Genomic DNA, 17,819 nt, shown 5'->3' on the forward strand with positions numbered 1-17,819 from the left:
TTTTTTATGATTTGAGCACTTCGATACCGATGCTATAAATACTTACCCGATTGTGTCAATAAAATCGCCACCATCACAAAACCAAAAACTGTACTCAACACCAAGGGGGCTAAGGCTTTTTCATGTAAACCATAGTGCTGCCCGAAAATACCAAAGGCAATTGGCATTGGTAAAGCCGCAAGCAAAGTCCCGACAAATAGCATTTCTCGGTTCACATCTAATGCCCATAAAATTCCAAAAATCGTGAGTGGCATCAGCAATACTTTGAATGCAACCAAAACAATACTTTGCAAATTCACCGACTTGATTTGCATGCCGACCAAACTTCCACCTATCACAAATAAAGCCAAAGGTGAAGCAGTTTTGCCCAACATTTCCAGCACTTGTGCAATAGCTTGCGGCAGTTTGAAATTCAACAATACGCACAGCATACCCAATAAAATAGATAAAATTACTGGATTTTTCAGTAAGCGCTGCACAGTTTCGGCATACACCTGCCAACCTGATTTCGCTGAAGATTGTAGCCCTCGTTCTGCCAAAATCAGCATCAATGCCACAATAATTAAATTTTCGACAATTAAAGTTAAAGACAAATAAATTGCCGATTGACTGCCAATCAACAAAGTCAAAATAGCAGTGCCAATAAACCCTGTATTTGACATTGATGCACCCATTGCCAAGACACTGGCATGGGTTAAGTTTGAATTAAAATAATGCCGATACAGTAAAAAGGCAAAGATAAACAGCAGAATAGAACCGCCACCGTAACCTAAAAAATAAGCGGGATGCCAGATTTCTGACAAACTTTTACTGGCCAATGCCTGCAATAGAAATGCAGGCAACGCCACTTTCATGACAAATTGACCTAGAAACTGAATCGCACTGGTCTCAATAAATTGGCTTCTGACGGCAAAATATCCCAACAGTACTACGGTACAAATGGGAAATAAAATACTCAGTAACACCCTGACATCCTTTTTCAGTGTTGCCCATGATCGACATGGTTTTACTGATTTAGCTTACACCGAAGCTCCCGATAAAGCACGGCAAAATAGTGTAAGTTTCACTTATTTTAAGCAGATAAAATATTAGGATTCCACTTCCGTATCTGTTGATTTAAACGGCGCAAATAAAGTACGGAACCCATGCGGCTGACATCGTAAATATTGCGGGGCAATTTCAATTTTTTCGCCCAATTCTGCCGCAGCATGCCATGGCCAACGTGGGTCATATAAAATGGCACGTGCTATCGCAATTGCATCGGCTTGTTCATATTGCAAAATACCTTCTGCCTGCATCGCTTCAGTAATCAAACCCACCGCAATTACAGGGATTTTTACAGCTTGCTTAATTGCATGAGCAAACGGCGTTTGATAACCCGCATGCACATCAATTTTTTGATCGACATGCAAACCTCCGCTAGACACGTGAATATAAGCCGCACCTAAATGCTCTAGTGCCTTTGCCAAACCCACAGAAGATTCCACATTCCAGCCATCTGCATCATCCATCCAGTCTGTTGCAGAAATTCGCACCCCAATTGGATAGCCTTGTGGAACAGCATTTTGAATCGCTTGAAATACTTCCAATGTAAGGCGAATCCGATTTTCCAAACTGCCGCCATATTCATCTTGGCGGTGATTAGACAATGGCGACATAAATTGATGCAATAAATAGCCATGTGCGGCATGAATTTCGATTAAGTCAAAACCTGCATCCACCGCTCGTACTGCGGCGCTGGCAAAGTCTGCAATGACCTGTTGAATTTCATCTTGCGTTAAAGCATGCGGTGGATGTTCGTGCGATTGAAATGGCAACTCACTGGCCGATACCGTCTGCCAACCATGTTCTTCATTCGGTGCAAACTGTCCTATGCCCTGCCACGGTTTATCGGTTGAAGCTTTACGACCCGCATGTGCCAACTGCACAGCAAATGGCATAGGCGATATACTTTTGACTTTATGCAATAGTGCTTTCATCTGCGCACGCTGCATGTCATTCCATAAGCCTAAATCTGCATAACTAATACGTCCTGCTGCCTGCACTGCCGTGGCTTCTACAATACACATCCCTGCGCCCGACAAGGCATAATTGGCCCATTGCTGCTCATGCCAATAGCTCAATTCACCTTGTTCATTGGCAGAATATTGACACATCGGGGCGATAACAATTTTGTTGGCAAGTTGCAGTGATCCAAATTGAATCGGCTGAAAAAGTAATGTCACGCTGCAAGCCCTCATACAGTGCGATTCACCAAAAGCGAATCATTAAATAAAAAAGAAGTAATCACTCAGAATCTGCCATCTGTTTTAGATGGTTTTTCTATAATAGATGTTTAAAAATGATTTATTTATAACGTGTTGTATGGTTTTTGCAAAGCCTGCTTTTGTTTTACACAGAATAATTTTGCGACAGCACACTATGGCTTGTATTCTATGGATAATGCCCAATATTAAGCGCATTACTGTATGTCCTTGCCTGCTTAATTTCTAAAAGCGGATTGAATTTGTACCATGCCAGAATTACCAGAAGTTGAAACTACCAAAACTAGTCTATTGCCGCTACTTGATCAAAAAGTCCTGAATGTAGAAGTACGTCAAGCCAATTTACGCTGGCCCATTCCAGAAAACCTACATAAACTCACAGGACAAAAATTACTGCAATTGACCCGCAGATCCAAATACATTCTGGCGCAATTTGAACAGGACAGCATGTTGTGGCATTTAGGCATGTCGGGCAGTTTTCGTCTTTGCGATGCGCAGGAAGATTTACGCAAACACGACCATTTGATTATTCAGTTTGAAGATATACAATTGCGCTACCACGACCCACGTCGCTTTGGCTGTATTTTATGGCTAAATGAAAGCTCTCAACGCAAACTGATAGATCCACTTGGCCCTGAGCCGTTGAGTGATGCCTTTAACCCCGACTATCTTGCACAGAAGCTCAAAAACAAAAATGTTGGCATCAAAGTTGCAATTATGGATAACCATGTCGTGGTGGGTGTGGGCAATATTTATGCCACGGAAAGTCTGTTTAATTTAGGTATTCACCCTGCACAACCTGCATCATCACTCAGTTTGAAACAGATTGAAAAACTAGTGCTCGAAATCAAACGCATTTTAAAACAAGCGATTGATTTAGGCGGTTCGACCTTACGTGATTACAGCAATGCGATGGGCGAAAATGGCTATTTCCAACAAACCTTGTTGGCGTATGGACGTGCAGGTGAAATGTGTGTGAACTGTGAAACCACACTAGAAAATTTAAAACTGGGCCAACGTGCCTCGGTATTTTGTCCTGAATGTCAGCCTTTGAAAAAAGTACTCACTTCGACTAAAGCTGCAACAAGCAAACGAGGTAAAAAAGTATGAGAACCGCTATTGTGCGTCATATTTTAGTGAAAGATAAAGAAACCTGTGAACAACTGAAAAAGCGGATTCAATCAGGTGCTGATTTTGCCAAAATTGCCAAACAATTTTCGACCTGCTCTTCAGGAAAAAAAGGTGGGGAATTGGGTGAGGTCAAAAAAGGACAATTGGTACCCGTCATTGATAAATTAGTGTTTACCGCAGCAGAACGCGTACTACACGGACCTGTAAAAAGTCAGTTTGGTTTTCATTTGGTAGAAGTAAAGTTTCGGATGTAATTTTTATGCCTTCAGCGCCTCTCCATCCTAGAGAATAGGGTGCAAACAAACGGCGCATAAAGCGCCGTTTGTTTTGATTGCGTATTAAAAATTATTGACGTTTTTTCAATTCATCACGAATTTCACGTAGCAACGCGATATCTTCTGGCGTTGCTGCTGGTTCTGGCGCTGCTTCTTCTTGTTTACGGCGCATACGATTAATCATTTTCACCATTAAGAACACCACCCATGCCAAAATAATGAAGTTAATTAAAATCGTAAGGAAGTTACCATAGGTCAGGACATTTACACCTGCTTTGGTTAACTCATCTAAAGACTGTAAATTGTTTGGGTTATCGCCCAAAACAAAGAACTTTTGTGTGAAATCCACACCACCGCCAGTGATCACAGTAATCAATGGCATGATGATATCTTTCACTAATGAGTCAACAATTTTACCAAATGCCCCACCAATAATCACACCGACAGCCAAGTCGATCATGTTACCTTTTACCGCAAATTCGCGGAACTCTTGAATAATACTCATTTAAATCTCCAGTTTTTTTGACTTTAATTTATGTGACGAAGTATACATTAATTTTATAGCTTCATTTCCACGTAATTTACTCGGAAATCATCTGCTTTTATATATTGGTTTGCTAATTTTAAACAAAAAATGCCATCAATAAATTGATGGCATTTTTAAATTTTGCTGCCCCGCATGAGGACAACATCATTTTTAAAACTTATTTACCAGAACGGTTACGTTTACGTTCGTTTTCAGTCAAGTAACGCTTACGGATACGAATTGACTTTGGCGTTACTTCAACCAGCTCATCATCTTCAATAAATTCAAGCGCTTGTTCAAGCGTGAATTCAATTGCAGGTACCAGTGTCAACGCATCATCAGTACCAGAAGCACGTACGTTTGTTAACTGTTTCGCTTTGGTTGGGTTAACCACCATATCATCTGAACGAGAGTTAATACCAATGATCATACCTTCGTAAACTTCTAACTGAGGCTTGGCGAATAAACGACCACGGTCTTGCAAGCTGAACAATGCATAACCCAAGCACGTACCTTGAACCATAGAGATCAACACACCGTTTTGACGTTTGGCAACTTGACCTGCTTTCATTGGGCCATAGTGTGAGAAGCTTGACGTCATGATACCCGTACCAGAAGTCATGGTCATGAATTCAGAACGGAAACCAATTAAACCACGTGAAGGCACAGTGGCTTCAATACGGATACGACCTTTACCGTCTACTTCCATATTGGTCATCTCACCTTTACGGTTACCCATTTGTTCCATCACAGCGCCTTGGTGCTGTTCTTCTACGTCAAAAGTCACGTTTTCGTATGGTTCTTGCATTTCGCCATCAATCTCTTTCAAGATGACTTGCGGACGAGATACACCCATTTCGAAGCCTTCACGGCGCATGTTTTCAATCAATACAGAAAGGTGAAGCTCACCACGACCAGATACTTTGAAACGGTCTGGACTGTCAGTATCTTCTACACGAAGTGCAACGTTGTGAATTAATTCGCGGTCTAGACGTTCACGAATGTTACGTGAAGTCACGAACTTACCTTCTTTACCCGCAAAAGGTGAGTTGTTGACTTGGAATGTCATCGATACGGTTGGTTCGTCTACAGAAAGCGGCGGTAAAGCTTCTACATTTTTCGGATCACAAATCGTGTCAGAAATATGTAATTCGTCCATGCCTGTTACACAAACGATGTCACCTGCAGATGCAGATTCGATGTCGATACGCTCTAAACCGTGGTAACCCATGATTTTTAAGATACGACCGTTACGTGTTTTGCCTTCTTGGTCAATCACGGTTACAGGTGTATTCAATTTCACAGAACCACGTTGAATACGACCCACACCAATCACACCCACGAAACTATTATAGTCAAGTGAAGAGACTTGCATTTGGAATGGACCATCAACATCAACTGCTGGTGGCTCGACGATATCTACAATTGTTTGGAATAACGGCGTCATATCTTCCGCTAATTCGTCTGGCGCAGGACCAGCAACACCACGTAAGCCTGATGCATATACGATTGGGAAGTCTAATTGGTCATCGGTTGCACCCAAGTTATCAAACAAGTCAAATACTTGATCAATAACCCAGTCTGGACGCGCGTTTGGCTTGTCTACTTTGTTGATGATCACGATTGGCTTCAAACCACGTGCGAACGCTTTTTGCGTTACGAAACGTGTTTGTGGCATTGGGCCTTCTTGTGAGTCAACCAAAAGAAGTACGCAATCCACCATCGACATTACACGTTCAACTTCGCCACCGAAGTCGGCGTGTCCCGGGGTGTCCACAATGTTAATGCGGTATTCAGTATCAGTACGTTTGTCTAACCACTTGATTGCAGTGTTTTTTGCAAGAATGGTAATACCACGTTCACTTTCAATAGCGCCTGAATCCATGACACGCTCAATCTCGCCCGCTCGTTCACCGAGTGCGCCCGATTGTTGTAAAAGTTTATCCACAAGAGTTGTTTTTCCGTGGTCAACGTGCGCAATAATTGCGATGTTGCGGAGAGTTTTAATATCAGACATTTAAATTCAATACGCTATAAATTTGAGGGCAAATTATACAGAAAAATACTAAAGTTTTATAGTGACACTTTATTGACACACACAATTTTTTTTGATGAGTGGCGTGCTTTGGGTTTTGTAAAGCTGTGTAACTCGATTAGAATAGCGCCACTTTTGCAATTTTTTATGACTCATGTCTGATTTAAACCACTCTCCCCACCCAAAAGACCAGCTCGATTTGGTCTATGGTCTGAATGACCGTCCAAAACCATTCATCGCTTTTTTAGCAGCTTTTCAGCATTTACTGGCAATTATTGTTCCAATTGTCACACCAGGTCTCTTAATTTGCTTGGCTTTAGGTGTTTCCAAACAAGATACCAACATGATCTTGTCAATGTCTTTGGTCATTTCAGGCATTGCAACCTTTTTACAATGTAAAAAAGTCGGCCCTTTTGGTGCAGGTTTGCTCATTGTGCAAGGCACCAGTTTTAACTTTATTGGCCCAATCATTGGTATTGGCTCTGCTATGGTCGCCGCAGGCACACCTGTTGAATCGGTCATGGCGGCAATTTTTGGCGTGGTCATTGCAGGTTCGTTTATTGAAATGGGCGTATCGCAAATTTTACCGTGGGTCAAAAAGCTGATTACCCCATTGGTCACTGGTATTGTGGTACTTCTCATTGGTTTGACCTTAATTAAAGAAGGTTTAATCAGTATGGGCGGTGGCTACCAAGCCATGAGCAATAATACCTTTGCCAATACCGACAACCTGATTATGTCGTGTACCGTCTTGGCAATTATTATTATTTTGAACCGCATCAATATCACGTGGATTAAAAGCTCTGCCATTTTAATTGCCTTGGTGATTGGTTATGCAATGGCAGGCATGATGGGTCATCTCGACTTTTCAGGTCTGAAAGATGCCCCTCTGGTACAAGTGCCGACTCCGATGCATTTTGGACTGGATTTCTCTTGGAGCTTATTCATTCCATTGGCATTTATTTATTTGGTGACGTCATTAGAAGCCATTGGTGATATTACCGCGACCTCTAAACTCTCCAATCAACCTGTCGATGGCCCACAATGGATGCAACGCATTAAAGGCGGTGTATTGGTAAATGGCGCTAACTCATTCTTGGCAGGGATTTTCAACACCTTTCCAAGTTCGGTATTTGCCCAAAATAATGGCGTGATTCAACTTACAGGTGTTGCTAGCCGTTATGTCGGCATCTGGATTGCTGCCCTACTCATCATTTTAGGTTTACTTCCTGCAGTTGCAGGTGTGATTCAGGCTGTGCCTCAAGCCGTACTAGGTGGTGCTGTGATGGTGATGTTTGGTGCCGTTGCCGCTTCGGGAATCAATATTCTTTCAGGTGTCGCTTTAGATCGTCGTGCCTTACTGATTATTGCAATTTCATTGGGCTTAGGCTTAGGTGTTGCACAAGTGCCACAAATTCTGGAACACTTACCTGAATTATTCCGTAATATTTTCAGTTCAGGCGTTGCAACAGGCGGTATTGCAGCACTCATTTTAAATATTGTGCTTCCTGAAACTAAAAAGTAATTGCATGTCCAAAAAACACTGTCTGAGCTGAACTTGGGCAGTGTTTTTCTATTGGAGAGAGAACCATGAACCCCCAAAGCGAAGTTTTACTCAGACAATATGACTATTTGTCTGGTCGCGTTCTACTGATCAATGCCCCGACCGATCAACTCCTCGCAGAATTGGGTGACTCAATCCAAACTTCTGTTTGGACATGGAATTTTAACGACTATCAATACTTTCAAAATCAACAGGCACAAGTGCATTTTGGTGCAGAATTGCCTGTCGGTGAATTTGATCAGGCTGTTATTTTTGTACCGAAATCTAAGGAACTGCTCAATTACCTGATTCACACCATTGCCGCACAACTCCCACAAGGCAGCAGCGTATTTTTAGTCGGTGAAAAGAAAGCAGGAATTGAACGGGCTGCAAAGCAATTACAACCTTATGGCAAAACACTCAAACTAGATAGCGCCCGCCACTGCCAACTATGGCAGCTGATTTTAGACTGCAAGGTTCAAACTAAAACCTTAGCAGATTGGGCGAAAAACTATACAGTTGCTACACCTAAAGGCGATTTACAGATTTGTGCCTTGCCAGGTGTATTTAGCCAAAAACACTTGGATGTTGGCACGGCTGTATTACTGCCTTACTTGAATCAGGTTACTGCTGGAAAAATTGCAGATTTTGGCTGTGGCGCGGGTGTGATCAGTGCTTACTTAGCCAAACTTAACCCTGAAAATCGTATTTTTGCTTTAGATGTCGATGCCTTTGCTTTAGCGTCAACGCTAATGACGTTTGAAAAAAATCAGCTCAATCCACAACAACTTGAAATTAAAGCCGTGACAGGCGTTGAAGATGCACCGCTATTTTTGCATGCCATCGTGAGTAATCCCCCATTCCACCAAGGCATTCAAACACATTACGATGCCAGTGAAAACCTGTGTAAAACTTCACGTCGTCATCTGAAATCGGGTGGTGAACTTTGGATTGTGGCCAATCGCTTTTTGAATTATCCACTCTTAATTGAACAAAGTTTCGGTCAATGCACAATCAAGGCAGATCAACAAGGCTTTAAAGTGCTGTTTGCTAGCACGCAGAAAAATACAAAGGAAGTAGGATGAGCGACTCACACAACAGTAGAAAACTGCAGCGTAAGCTCGGTGCGCGTCATTTAAACATGATCGCCATTGGTGGCTCAATTGGTACAGGTTTATTCCTTGCTTCAGGTGCGACCATTGCCAATGCAGGTCCTGGTGGCGCCTTGCTTGCGTATGCCCTAATTGGCGTCATGATTTATTTTTTGATGACCAGTCTAGGCGAACTTGCAACGCATAATCCAACTTCAGGCGCGTTCTTTACCTATGGCAGTAAATATGTCGAAGGTGGTTTCGGTTTTGCACTAGGTTGGAACTATTGGTACAACTGGGCTATTACCGTGGCATTTGAATTGGTTGCGGTGCAATTCATCATGAAATTTTGGTTTCCTGATATTCCTGGCTTTTACTGGAGTGCATTATTTTTAGCGGTGGTTTTCGCAATTAACGCATTAACCGTCAAAGGTTTTGGTGAGTCTGAGTTCTTCTTTTCTTTGGTCAAAGTACTTGCGATTGTGGCATTCATCATTATCGGTATTTTTATGATTGTCAAAATCATGCTCAACCCTGATGTTGCTACATTTGCCAATTGGAGCAAAGGCGAAGCGCCATTTGTAGGTGGACTATCTGCCTTAATTGGTGTGGCGATGATTGCAGGATTCTCATTTCAAGGTACTGAAATGGTTGGCGTTGCAGCGGGTGAATCTAAAAATCCTAAGAAAACAATTCCGATTGCAATTAAACAAATCTTCTGGCGTATTTTATTGTTTTATATCGTGTGTATTTTCATTATTGGTACCTTAATCGCCTATGATGACCCACGTTTACTTCAAGCAGCCGCCACCGATAACATTGCACTCTCTCCGTTTACTTTACTGTATGAACAGGCAGGCTTTGCCTTTGCCGCAAGTGTCATGAATGCAGTAATTTTAACTGCGATTCTTTCTGCCGGTAACTCGGGTATGTATTCATCGACCCGTATGCTATTTGATATGGCACGTAAAGGCAGTGCTCCAAAAGCTTTTGCCCGCTTGGATGCTCGTGGCGTCCCAATGAATGCACTGTATGCCACAACAGCAATCGCTGCACTATGTTTTTTAACAACATTTATTGGCGAAAAACAAGTATTTAACTGGCTTCTGAATATGTCAGGCATGTGTGGCTTTATCGTTTGGCTCGGGATTGCTGTATCGCATTACCGCTTTCGTAAAGGCTATTTGGCACAAGGCTACAAACTTGAAGATTTAGATTACCGCGCCAAATTCTTTCCTTTTGCGCCATGGTTTGCCTTTATTTTGTGTGCAATTGTCGTGTTAGGGCAAAACTACCAAGCAGTGCTTGAAGGTGAATGGCTCGCTGTTTTATCGACTTATATTGGTATTCTTTTGTTCTTGGTCATTTGGTTAGGCTATAAATGGAAACACAAAACCAAACTGATTGCATATCAGGAGATGGATGTGAAACCACTACACCCTGATCATGACTAAAAAAATTCTTCTTCTATTGCATTTCATTTGAGAAGCTAAGATTCAAAAAACAGTCAACATTTGGCTGTTTTTTTAGCGTAAATTTCAAGCAAATTCGAGTTACAACATATTTTGTTATCAATATTACGGCGAGAGATCACGCCACAAACTGCTCAATGTTGATTTTATAATCGTTAAACAACGATTTGATCGACTGATAGACATCGAGTCCATATTTTAAAAGTTTGATCTGCGACGACGCTTTGGAGTTTTTAAATGAATTAACGATAAACTTGGTATAAAAATTCGACTAAGTTTACGAGTCAACAGACCGAAATATTAAGCACCATCTGCCTCTACCTTATTTACTCTTTATTTTAAAAATCATACTTTTACAATATTTTTTAAAAGTATTGAATGTAAATCATTTCAGGCACTCTTTAGTCAATATATTTCATAAAAATAAGCATAAAAAAAACGACTCCGAAGAGTCGTTTTTTCAACTTAACTCAAATTATTGAGCTTGTTGTTCAACAGTCACTGTACGGCTGCCAGTGATCGTCGCGAATACACGACGGTTCATAGCACGACCTTCTTTAGTGTTGTTGTCAGCAATCGGTTGATCCCAAGCGAAACCTTGAGTAGACAAACGAGCTGGATCTACATTGTATTCATTTACAAGTGAAGATTTAACAGAGTTCGCACGCGCTAAAGATAAACGTTCGTTCAATGCACGTGGACCAGTGTTGTCAGTGTGACCTTCGATGCGAGCAGTAGCGTTTGGATATTCAACTAACTTCTCAGCAACTTTAGCGATTTCTGGCTTGTACTGATCTTTGATGTTTGATTTGTTCGTATCAAAGAACACACGAAGTTCCATGTTCAGGTCTTCAGTCAACTCTTGTGGAGCTGGTTGAACTGGAGCAACGGTTTCAACTGGGGCAACTTCTACTACAGGAGCAGCTGGCTTCAAGTGACCACCAAGAACTACGTTAAGACCAGCTAAAGCTGTGTAGTTCCAGAATTGCTCATCAAAGTGGTAAGTACCACGTGCTTCAGTACGAAGAGATAAAGCATCGTTCAAACGGAAGAACGCACCCACACCTGCGTTACCTAAAGTACCTTCTTCACCATCACGGATATAACCGACACCATTAGCACCTTCCACGTCATATTTATAGTGACCAGCACCTAAAAGTACGTATGGCTTGATTTTGCTGTCATAGTTTTTAGTGATTAGATCAGAAGTCGCATAGAAGTTACCTGCGATATTTTGACCCTTGTATTCACCACCGTTACTCACATCACCTTTGATTTGGCTATATTCAGCTTCAAAACCTAACCAAGGAGTAAGCTCAACACCAAGTGCTGCACCCACGAACAAGTCATCATCAAGTTCTGCGCCACTTGTTAAACTACCATCATTACCACCATTGTTATGCTGTGTATCAAACATAGTATAACCAAGCATTAATGGGGTAACAGTTACGCCCGCGTTTGCAGCAGCTAAAGGAGCAGCTACGAGCATTGCTAATGCAATACGACTCATTTTCATGGATTTATCCTCCAGAGATAACAATTGTTGTTCAAGCTCAAGCTTAAATTTTCGACTACCCTGAGATAGGCTTTCTTATACCCCAGTATTATTTTTAAGCTAGTCACTTTGAATCATACAAACACTTTTTTACTTTTCCAAGTGCTTGATAATTTTAATCAAGTAAATTATTGACAAAATTACTTACAATTTCCGTTGTAATTCGGTAACTTTTTACTCAATTATTTGGTGCGAATAGCCTATCTTTCTTGCGGTTTATTCTAACACTTTCACGAAAAGTTGTTTAGAAATTATTATACAACACATAAAGCGCTATAAAACAACAAATTACTCAAATTAATCATAAAAAAACATAACAATAACAGGTAAAGACTTATGTCGAATGTAAGAAAAAATGGCTTCACGCTGTTTGAATTGATCGTCACCTTAGCAATTAGTGCGATTTTAGTCATGATTGCCCTACCCCATTTTCATCAACTGATGGCAGAACAAGAACTCAAACGAATTCATTATTCATTACAGGCCAGTCTGAAAATAGCACGTTCTCATGCCTTCACCCATCATAGCAATGTGGTGATTTGTCCTACACAAAACTTTGTTCAATGTAGTATGCAAAACTGGGATACTGGTTTTTTGATCTTTATGGATCGTAATCGAAACCGCCAAATTGACGACAGTGAATACATTCTTTATACAGAAAAAACTGCACTTAAATACGGAACTCTGGATTGGCGTGGAACTTTAAACATTCCTAGTGTGACTTTTAATGCTCAACAAGGTTTGCCGATCGGCTCGAATGGTAGTTTCTTTTACTGCTCTACTCACGTCGCGAGCAAACGACTGGTGCTTAGTAAAATGGGGCAAACTCGAGCTGAAGACATCAATGGATGTTAACTGAGCAGTCTAAATGATCTTTATATTGTCACTTTATTCTCATCTTTTTTTGCCTATACTGCTGAAGTGATCTATTCCTGCTTGGAATTAAATCTAGACAAAAGCACATATAAAAAAACTGGGAGAATAAAATGACGGATATCGTTATTGTAAATGGTGCACGCACTGCAATGGGTGGCTTTCAAGGCAGTTTAGCCAATGTGACTGCACCAGAATTAGGTGCGGCAAGTATCCAAGCGGCCATTCAACGTGCGGGGGTACAAGCAACAGAAATCGATGAAGTCATTATGGGCTGCGTCCTGCCTGCAGGCTTAAAGCAAGGCCCTGCTCGTCAGGCGATGCGTCAAGCAGGCTTACCAGATTCTACAGGTGCGGTCACCATCAACAAACTCTGTGGTTCTGGTATGAAAGCTGTCATGCAAGCAGCCGATGCAATCAAAGCAGGTTCTGCCTCAATCATTGTCGCTGGTGGTATGGAGTCAATGAGTAATGCACCTTATATTCTGACTAAAGCACGTGCGGGTTACCGCATGGGACACGGTGATGTGAAAGATCACATGTTCTTAGATGGCTTAGAAGATGCAGAAACAGGGCGTTTAATGGGCTCATTCGCACAAGATATGGCCAATAGCAAAGGTTACACACGCCAACAAATGGATGACTTTGCGATTCGCTCACTCAAACGTGCACAAACTGCAGTCAATGAAGGCTATTTTGCCGATGAAATTGTCCCTGTGACAGTTGCAACACGTAAAGGCGATGTCATTGTAGATAAAGATGAACAACCTTTTAATGCCAATATTGAAAAAATTCCAACACTTCGTCCAGCCTTCGCTAAAGATGGTAGTATTACTGCTGCAAATGCCAGCTCTATTTCGGATGGTGCATCGGCACTCGTACTCACTTCTGCTGAACATGCTGCTGCCCAAGGGTTAAAGCCTATGGCAAAAATTGTGGGCTATGCAACCAACTCACAACATCCTTCAGAATTCACCATTGCTCCAATTGGTGCGATTCAAAAAGTATTGGATAAAGCGGGTTGGCAAGTTGCAGATGTAGATTTATGGGAAATTAATGAAGCTTTTGCTATGGTCACCATGTGCCCAATGGATGAGTTCAAGCTTGATCCTGAAAAAGTGAATATCAACGGTGGTGCATGTGCACTTGGGCATCCTGTGGGTTCTACAGGTTCACGTATTATCCTGACTTTGATTCATGCGCTTAAACGTACAGGTGGCAAGCGTGGTGTGGCTGCTCTCTGTATTGGTGGTGGTGAAGCAACTGCGGTCGCGATTGAATTACTTTAAGTGCCTTGCAACCCCTATTTCGTAAAGAGGGATTGAGGTAGATTGAATAAAGTCATTCCCTAACCCTTCTTTATTCAAAAAGTAAAAAGACGAATCATTGATTCGTCTTTTTGCTTATAGCTTTAAAAAGTTTAGAGCAATTCTGCACGCAACTGTTCAGGCGATTTCATTGACAATAAACCTGGCGCAACATCATAAGCAGTTTTTGCACCATATTGCTGCATTTGGTTTAAACGATAGCAAGCACGTGCATAAGCCACCAAAATACTCGCGGTAAACTCAGGATTGCTGTCTAACTTCAATGAGAATTCAAGCACTTGTTTTTGTTCATCGCTGGTATTACCACTGCGAATGACAAAACCACCATGTGGCATGCGTTGGTGATCTTTGGCTAAAGTCGCTTCATCAATGAAATTTACGGTTGTGTTGTAGTCAGCGAAATAATCTGGCATGGTCACAATCGCTTGCTCTACCGCAGCAGCATCGGCACCTTCTGCAAGTACGACATAACATTCACGAGTATGTTTATCTTTGGTGCTTAATACAGGACGCGCACCGCTACGCACTTGTTCAATGGCATCATTCGATGGAATGGTATATTGCACACCTGCTTTTACACCATCAACACGACGAATGGCATCTGAGTGACCCTGACTTAAACCTTTACCCCAAAAAGTATAGGTTTCACCATCAGGTAACAACGCTTCACCAAATAAACGATTAATCGAGAACATGCCTGGATCCCAACCAATTGAGATGAGTGCAGTTTTCTTGTTCGCTGTCGCAGGTGCATCTACAGATGCATAATATTCAGGAATACGTGCATGCGTATCGAAACTATCGACAATATTAAATTGGCTCGCCAGTACTGGACCTTGTTGTGGCAAGTCGTCTTTTGAACCACCACATAAAATCAGCACATCAATTTTGTCTTGAAAATCTGACAATGAATCCATGTGAAACACTGCTGTTTCAGCAAAACATGGTGAAACGCTTTCAGGCGCACGACGGGTAAAAATACCCACCAATTGTAAATCTGGGTTTTTATGAATCGCCGTTTCAACACCACGACCTAAGTTGCCATAACCAGCAATACCAATACGGATAGAATTTTGCATAAAGACAAATCACTTCATCATGAAAAAATTGAAAAATAAATCAGAGGATAATCACATCAAATTATCGTCTTGATTGATTTTTGATAATGTAAAAATAACGCCTACATAAGACTGCGATGCTACATCAGCGTGCTTATACTACAGCACTTTACGGTAAATTAAATCATTAAGAAGTGCGATAAAACAAGCCGTTTGATCATTTTAAGGCAAACAAAAAGCCTGCACATGGCAGGCTGTTTGTAAATGTGTGAACCGTGATATTTCGATAAAATCTATCTACATTTCGATGAAATCCATCATCAATATATTACGCACCTGTTTGATAATTTGGTTTTGGCACTGCGGTAGAAGCTTGATAAGGATGGGTAAAGTCCGCCAAACCTGCTGCAGCTTCTTGCACATCTTTACCTTCTTTAATCACGAAAGTATCGAAACCTGCACGCTTCATATAATTTAAGACGTCTTTAAAGACATCACCGACTGCGCGAAGTTCACCCTGAAAGCCTTGACGGCGTAACAATGCCGCAAAAGAATAACCACGGCCATCGTTAAAACCTGCAAATTCAATAAAAATCGCATCCAGTTCTGCCAATGGAAATTCATGGTTTTCAGGCGAAGCATCTACCGTTAAATATAGGGCTTTTTTACCTGAAATTTGTGCCAACTGATCAAGCTGTTCAACGCTGAGCACCACATCACCTTGCGGTAATGCTGCATCTTCAGCAATCACTTGATAAGTATTGTCTGCAATCGTGCCATCTTTCGCGAGCACAGGTAGTGCAGTATTAAGCATAAGCGCGCTCCTTAAATGGTTGAATGCCGACACGGCGATAAGTGTCGATGAAGTCTTCACCTTCACTACGCAAATCTAAGTAGGTATTTAAAATTTCTTCCACCACATCAGGAATCACTTCAGCAGCAAAAGATGGCCCTAAAATATCACCGATTGACGCATCATGGTCTGCATGCCCGCCCAAAGTGATTTGGTAGAATTCCGCGCCTTTTTTATCGACACCTAAAATCCCGATATTACCAACGTGGTGATGACCACAAGCGTTCATACAACCTGAAATATTTAAATCCAGTTTGCCAAGATTATAAATGGTATCCAAATCATCAAAACGGCGTGAAATGGCTTCTGAAATTGGAATAGATTTGGCATTGGCAAGTGAACAGAAATCACCACCCGGACAGCAAATAATATCGGTAATAAAGCCAATATGCGCGCGCGCCAAGTTATTGGCATCGAGCACTTGCCACAATGCAAACAGGTCTTTTTGTGGCACATCTACCAAAGCAATATTTTGCTCATGCGTGGTGCGCAATTCACCAAAGGTATATTGATCGGCTAAATCTGCAATCAAATTCATTTCTTCTGTCGTCATGTCACCCGGTGCAACACCTGCACGTTTCAATGAAATGGTGACAATACGGTAGCCTTGTACTTTGTGCGCATTGGTGTTGATGTTGAACCATTGCTTGAATTTTGGATACTGTGCAAACAGCTCGCTAAAATCTTCATCGGCATAGTTTTGATAAGCAAATGGCGTGAAGTTTTCATCCATTTTTTGCAAAGTTTCTGCATCAATTTTTAAGGTTTTCACCGTATGTGCAAATTCAGCTTCAACTTTTTCTGCAAATACTGCTGGCGTTAAAGCTTTTACCAAAATTTTGATACGTGCTTTATATTTGTTGTCGCGACGACCATGCAAGTTATAGACACGTAAAATAGCTTCTAAGTAAGCAATCAAATCTTCACGTGGCAAGAACTCACGAATAAAGCTACCGATAATTGGAGTACGACCTAAGCCGCCACCAACTTTAATTTTATAGCCAATTTCGCCTGCTTCATTTTTAACAATATAGACGCCAATGTCATGAAATGCAGTCGCAGCACGGTCAATTTCTTCCAGTGCAGACACCGCAATTTTGAATTTACGTGGCAAGAAGGCAAATTCAGGGTGGAAAGTCGACCACTGACGAATTAATTCACAGGTTGGACGTGGGTCAGCAATTTCGCCCGCCACGACACCTGCATACTGGTCTGTGGTGGTATTACGAATACAGTTACCCGAAGTCTGAATTGCGTGCATTTGTACGGTTGCAAGCTCTGCCAGCATGTCAGGCACATTTTCCAGTGCAGGCCAGTTAAACTGAATATTTTGACGTGTTGATACGTGCGCATAGCCACGGTCATAGTCTTTGGCAAGCTGCGCAACTTTACGCAATTGCTTAGAGTTCATCAGACCGTAAGGCACCGCAATACGCAACATTGGCGCATAGCGTTGTACATACAAACCATTTTGCAGACGCAATGGACGATATTCATCCTCAGTCAATTTGCCTGCTAAATAACGTTCCGTTTGGTCGCGGAACTGTGCAACACGTTCATTAATCAGTTGCTGATCGAAATCAGTATATAAATACATGGCGTACAGCTAGTCATTTCTATTATCACGGCTGACAGCATAGCGAGATTCAATCTATCAACAAAATGTGTTTTTTACATATTTCTTAGCGGTTTTATTGATAAGCCATCGCAACATCACAGCCTGTAAGCCTTTGCCAAAATTAACAGGCTTTTTATAGAGCTATCACGAAATAGTGCATGCTTTAGCACTTTTTCTGCTAAAGCATCTATTCGAAC

Annotated in this window: 15 protein-coding genes; 7 read left to right on the forward strand and 8 right to left on the reverse strand. The window is 41.6% G+C overall.

All coding sequences use genetic code 11. The annotated features are described in order from the left end of the window. Positions 1-32: 32 nt before the first annotated feature. Positions 33-965 carry an AEC family transporter gene (locus tag FTT71_RS10580; protein WP_096901559.1) on the reverse strand — a complete coding sequence of 311 codons (933 nt, stop codon included), beginning with the start codon at positions 963-965 and terminating at the stop codon, positions 33-35. A 123-nt stretch (positions 966-1,088) separates the two neighbouring features. Further along, on the reverse strand, positions 1,089-2,225 hold the full coding sequence (locus tag FTT71_RS10585) for an NADH:flavin oxidoreductase/NADH oxidase (RefSeq protein ID WP_154321009.1): 1,137 nt from the start codon (positions 2,223-2,225) through the stop codon (positions 1,089-1,091). Between the two features lie 288 nt (positions 2,226-2,513). Between FTT71_RS10585 and mutM the strand changes: the two genes are divergently transcribed. Together mutM and FTT71_RS10595 are read left to right on the forward strand one after the other, a co-directional pair. Continuing rightward, positions 2,514-3,374, forward strand: coding sequence for a bifunctional DNA-formamidopyrimidine glycosylase/DNA-(apurinic or apyrimidinic site) lyase (gene mutM, locus FTT71_RS10590; protein WP_004972419.1), 861 nt, complete (start codon positions 2,514-2,516; stop codon positions 3,372-3,374). Further along, positions 3,371-3,649: a peptidylprolyl isomerase gene (locus FTT71_RS10595; protein ID WP_096901561.1), complete on the forward strand. Its 279-nt coding sequence runs from the start codon at positions 3,371-3,373 to the stop codon at positions 3,647-3,649. The genes mutM and FTT71_RS10595 overlap by 4 nt, the downstream gene beginning before the upstream one ends. Before the next feature lie 91 nt (positions 3,650-3,740). Here FTT71_RS10595 and mscL read toward each other — a convergent pair whose 3' ends face one another. Both mscL and typA read right to left on the reverse strand, forming a co-directional pair. Next, the gene (gene mscL, locus FTT71_RS10600) at positions 3,741-4,175 is read right to left on the reverse strand and encodes a large conductance mechanosensitive channel protein MscL (protein ID WP_004972423.1); all 435 of its coding nucleotides are present in this window, start codon (positions 4,173-4,175) and stop codon (positions 3,741-3,743) included. Positions 4,176-4,374: 199 nt separating this feature from the next. Beyond that, positions 4,375-6,213: a translational GTPase TypA gene (typA, locus tag FTT71_RS10605; RefSeq protein WP_104853091.1), complete on the reverse strand. Its 1,839-nt coding sequence runs from the start codon at positions 6,211-6,213 to the stop codon at positions 4,375-4,377. 172 nt (positions 6,214-6,385) lie between these two features. Between typA and FTT71_RS10610 the strand changes: the two genes are divergently transcribed. The 3 genes from FTT71_RS10610 to FTT71_RS10620 all read left to right on the forward strand — a co-directional run bounded on the left by FTT71_RS10610 (position 6,386) and on the right by FTT71_RS10620 (position 10,319). Beyond that, positions 6,386-7,756 (forward strand): uracil-xanthine permease family protein, encoded by a 1,371-nt coding sequence (locus FTT71_RS10610; protein WP_004972426.1) that lies wholly within the window; start codon positions 6,386-6,388, stop codon positions 7,754-7,756. A gap of 65 nt (positions 7,757-7,821) precedes the next feature. After that, complete coding sequence (locus tag FTT71_RS10615) at positions 7,822-8,859, forward strand: methyltransferase (RefSeq protein ID WP_180160942.1); 1,038 nt, start codon at positions 7,822-7,824, stop codon at positions 8,857-8,859. Beyond that, entirely contained in the window at positions 8,856-10,319 is a 1,464-nt protein-coding gene (locus tag FTT71_RS10620) for an amino acid permease (RefSeq protein WP_136144722.1), read from the forward strand. The genes FTT71_RS10615 and FTT71_RS10620 overlap by 4 nt, the downstream gene beginning before the upstream one ends. 493 nt (positions 10,320-10,812) lie before the next feature. On the opposite strand, the gene omp38 is transcribed toward FTT71_RS10620, so the two are convergent. Next, entirely contained in the window at positions 10,813-11,853 is a 1,041-nt protein-coding gene (gene omp38 / locus FTT71_RS10625; RefSeq protein WP_004972434.1) for an outer membrane protein Omp38, read from the reverse strand. A 375-nt stretch (positions 11,854-12,228) separates the two neighbouring features. Here omp38 and FTT71_RS10630 point away from each other — a divergent pair, with 375 nt between their 5' ends. Both FTT71_RS10630 and FTT71_RS10635 read left to right on the forward strand, forming a co-directional pair. Further along, positions 12,229-12,747 (forward strand): GspH/FimT family pseudopilin, encoded by a 519-nt coding sequence (locus FTT71_RS10630; RefSeq protein WP_180043557.1) that lies wholly within the window; start codon positions 12,229-12,231, stop codon positions 12,745-12,747. Between the two features lie 131 nt (positions 12,748-12,878). Next, entirely contained in the window at positions 12,879-14,054 is a 1,176-nt protein-coding gene (locus tag FTT71_RS10635; protein ID WP_180043555.1) for a thiolase family protein, read from the forward strand. Positions 14,055-14,185: 131 nt separating this feature from the next. Here the strand turns inward: FTT71_RS10635 and FTT71_RS10640 are convergent, their stop codons facing one another. From FTT71_RS10640 to FTT71_RS10650, 3 genes are all read right to left on the reverse strand, one after another. Next, positions 14,186-15,172 (reverse strand): diaminopimelate dehydrogenase, encoded by a 987-nt coding sequence (locus FTT71_RS10640; protein WP_004972441.1) that lies wholly within the window; start codon positions 15,170-15,172, stop codon positions 14,186-14,188. 307 nt (positions 15,173-15,479) lie between these two features. After that, positions 15,480-15,965, reverse strand: a complete 486-nt coding sequence (locus FTT71_RS10645; protein ID WP_180006101.1) for a DUF934 domain-containing protein — start codon at positions 15,963-15,965, stop codon at positions 15,480-15,482. Further along, positions 15,958-17,601, reverse strand: coding sequence for a nitrite/sulfite reductase (locus FTT71_RS10650; protein ID WP_004972445.1), 1,644 nt, complete (start codon positions 17,599-17,601; stop codon positions 15,958-15,960). Before FTT71_RS10650 ends, FTT71_RS10645 begins: the two co-directional genes overlap by 8 nt. Positions 17,602-17,819: the final 218 nt, after the last annotated feature.

The sequence above is a fragment of the Acinetobacter sp. YH01004 genome, assembly GCF_013420455.1.
GTDB classification, from domain to species: Bacteria; Pseudomonadota; Gammaproteobacteria; order Pseudomonadales; family Moraxellaceae; genus Acinetobacter; species Acinetobacter towneri.

Bases quoted from the DNA above. Each gene is read 5' to 3' on its own strand.
- FTT71_RS10650 (WP_004972445.1), bottom strand. From the start codon at position 17,601: ATGTATTTATATACTGATTTCGATCAGCAACTGATTAATGAACGTGTT.
- FTT71_RS10640 (WP_004972441.1), bottom strand. From the start codon at position 15,172: ATGCAAAATTCTATCCGTATTGGTATTGCTGGTTATGGCAACTTAGGT.
- FTT71_RS10645 (WP_180006101.1), bottom strand. From the start codon at position 15,965: ATGCTTAATACTGCACTACCTGTGCTCGCGAAAGATGGCACGATTGCA.
- FTT71_RS10620 (WP_136144722.1), top strand. From the start codon at position 8,856: ATGAGCGACTCACACAACAGTAGAAAACTGCAGCGTAAGCTCGGTGCG.
- FTT71_RS10610 (WP_004972426.1), top strand. From the start codon at position 6,386: ATGTCTGATTTAAACCACTCTCCCCACCCAAAAGACCAGCTCGATTTG.
- FTT71_RS10630 (WP_180043557.1), top strand. From the start codon at position 12,229: ATGTCGAATGTAAGAAAAAATGGCTTCACGCTGTTTGAATTGATCGTC.
- omp38 (WP_004972434.1), bottom strand. From the start codon at position 11,853: ATGAAAATGAGTCGTATTGCATTAGCAATGCTCGTAGCTGCTCCTTTA.
- FTT71_RS10635 (WP_180043555.1), top strand. From the start codon at position 12,879: ATGACGGATATCGTTATTGTAAATGGTGCACGCACTGCAATGGGTGGC.
- mutM (WP_004972419.1), top strand. From the start codon at position 2,514: ATGCCAGAATTACCAGAAGTTGAAACTACCAAAACTAGTCTATTGCCG.
- typA (WP_104853091.1), bottom strand. From the start codon at position 6,213: ATGTCTGATATTAAAACTCTCCGCAACATCGCAATTATTGCGCACGTT.
- mscL (WP_004972423.1), bottom strand. From the start codon at position 4,175: ATGAGTATTATTCAAGAGTTCCGCGAATTTGCGGTAAAAGGTAACATG.
- FTT71_RS10595 (WP_096901561.1), top strand. From the start codon at position 3,371: ATGAGAACCGCTATTGTGCGTCATATTTTAGTGAAAGATAAAGAAACC.
- FTT71_RS10615 (WP_180160942.1), top strand. From the start codon at position 7,822: ATGAACCCCCAAAGCGAAGTTTTACTCAGACAATATGACTATTTGTCT.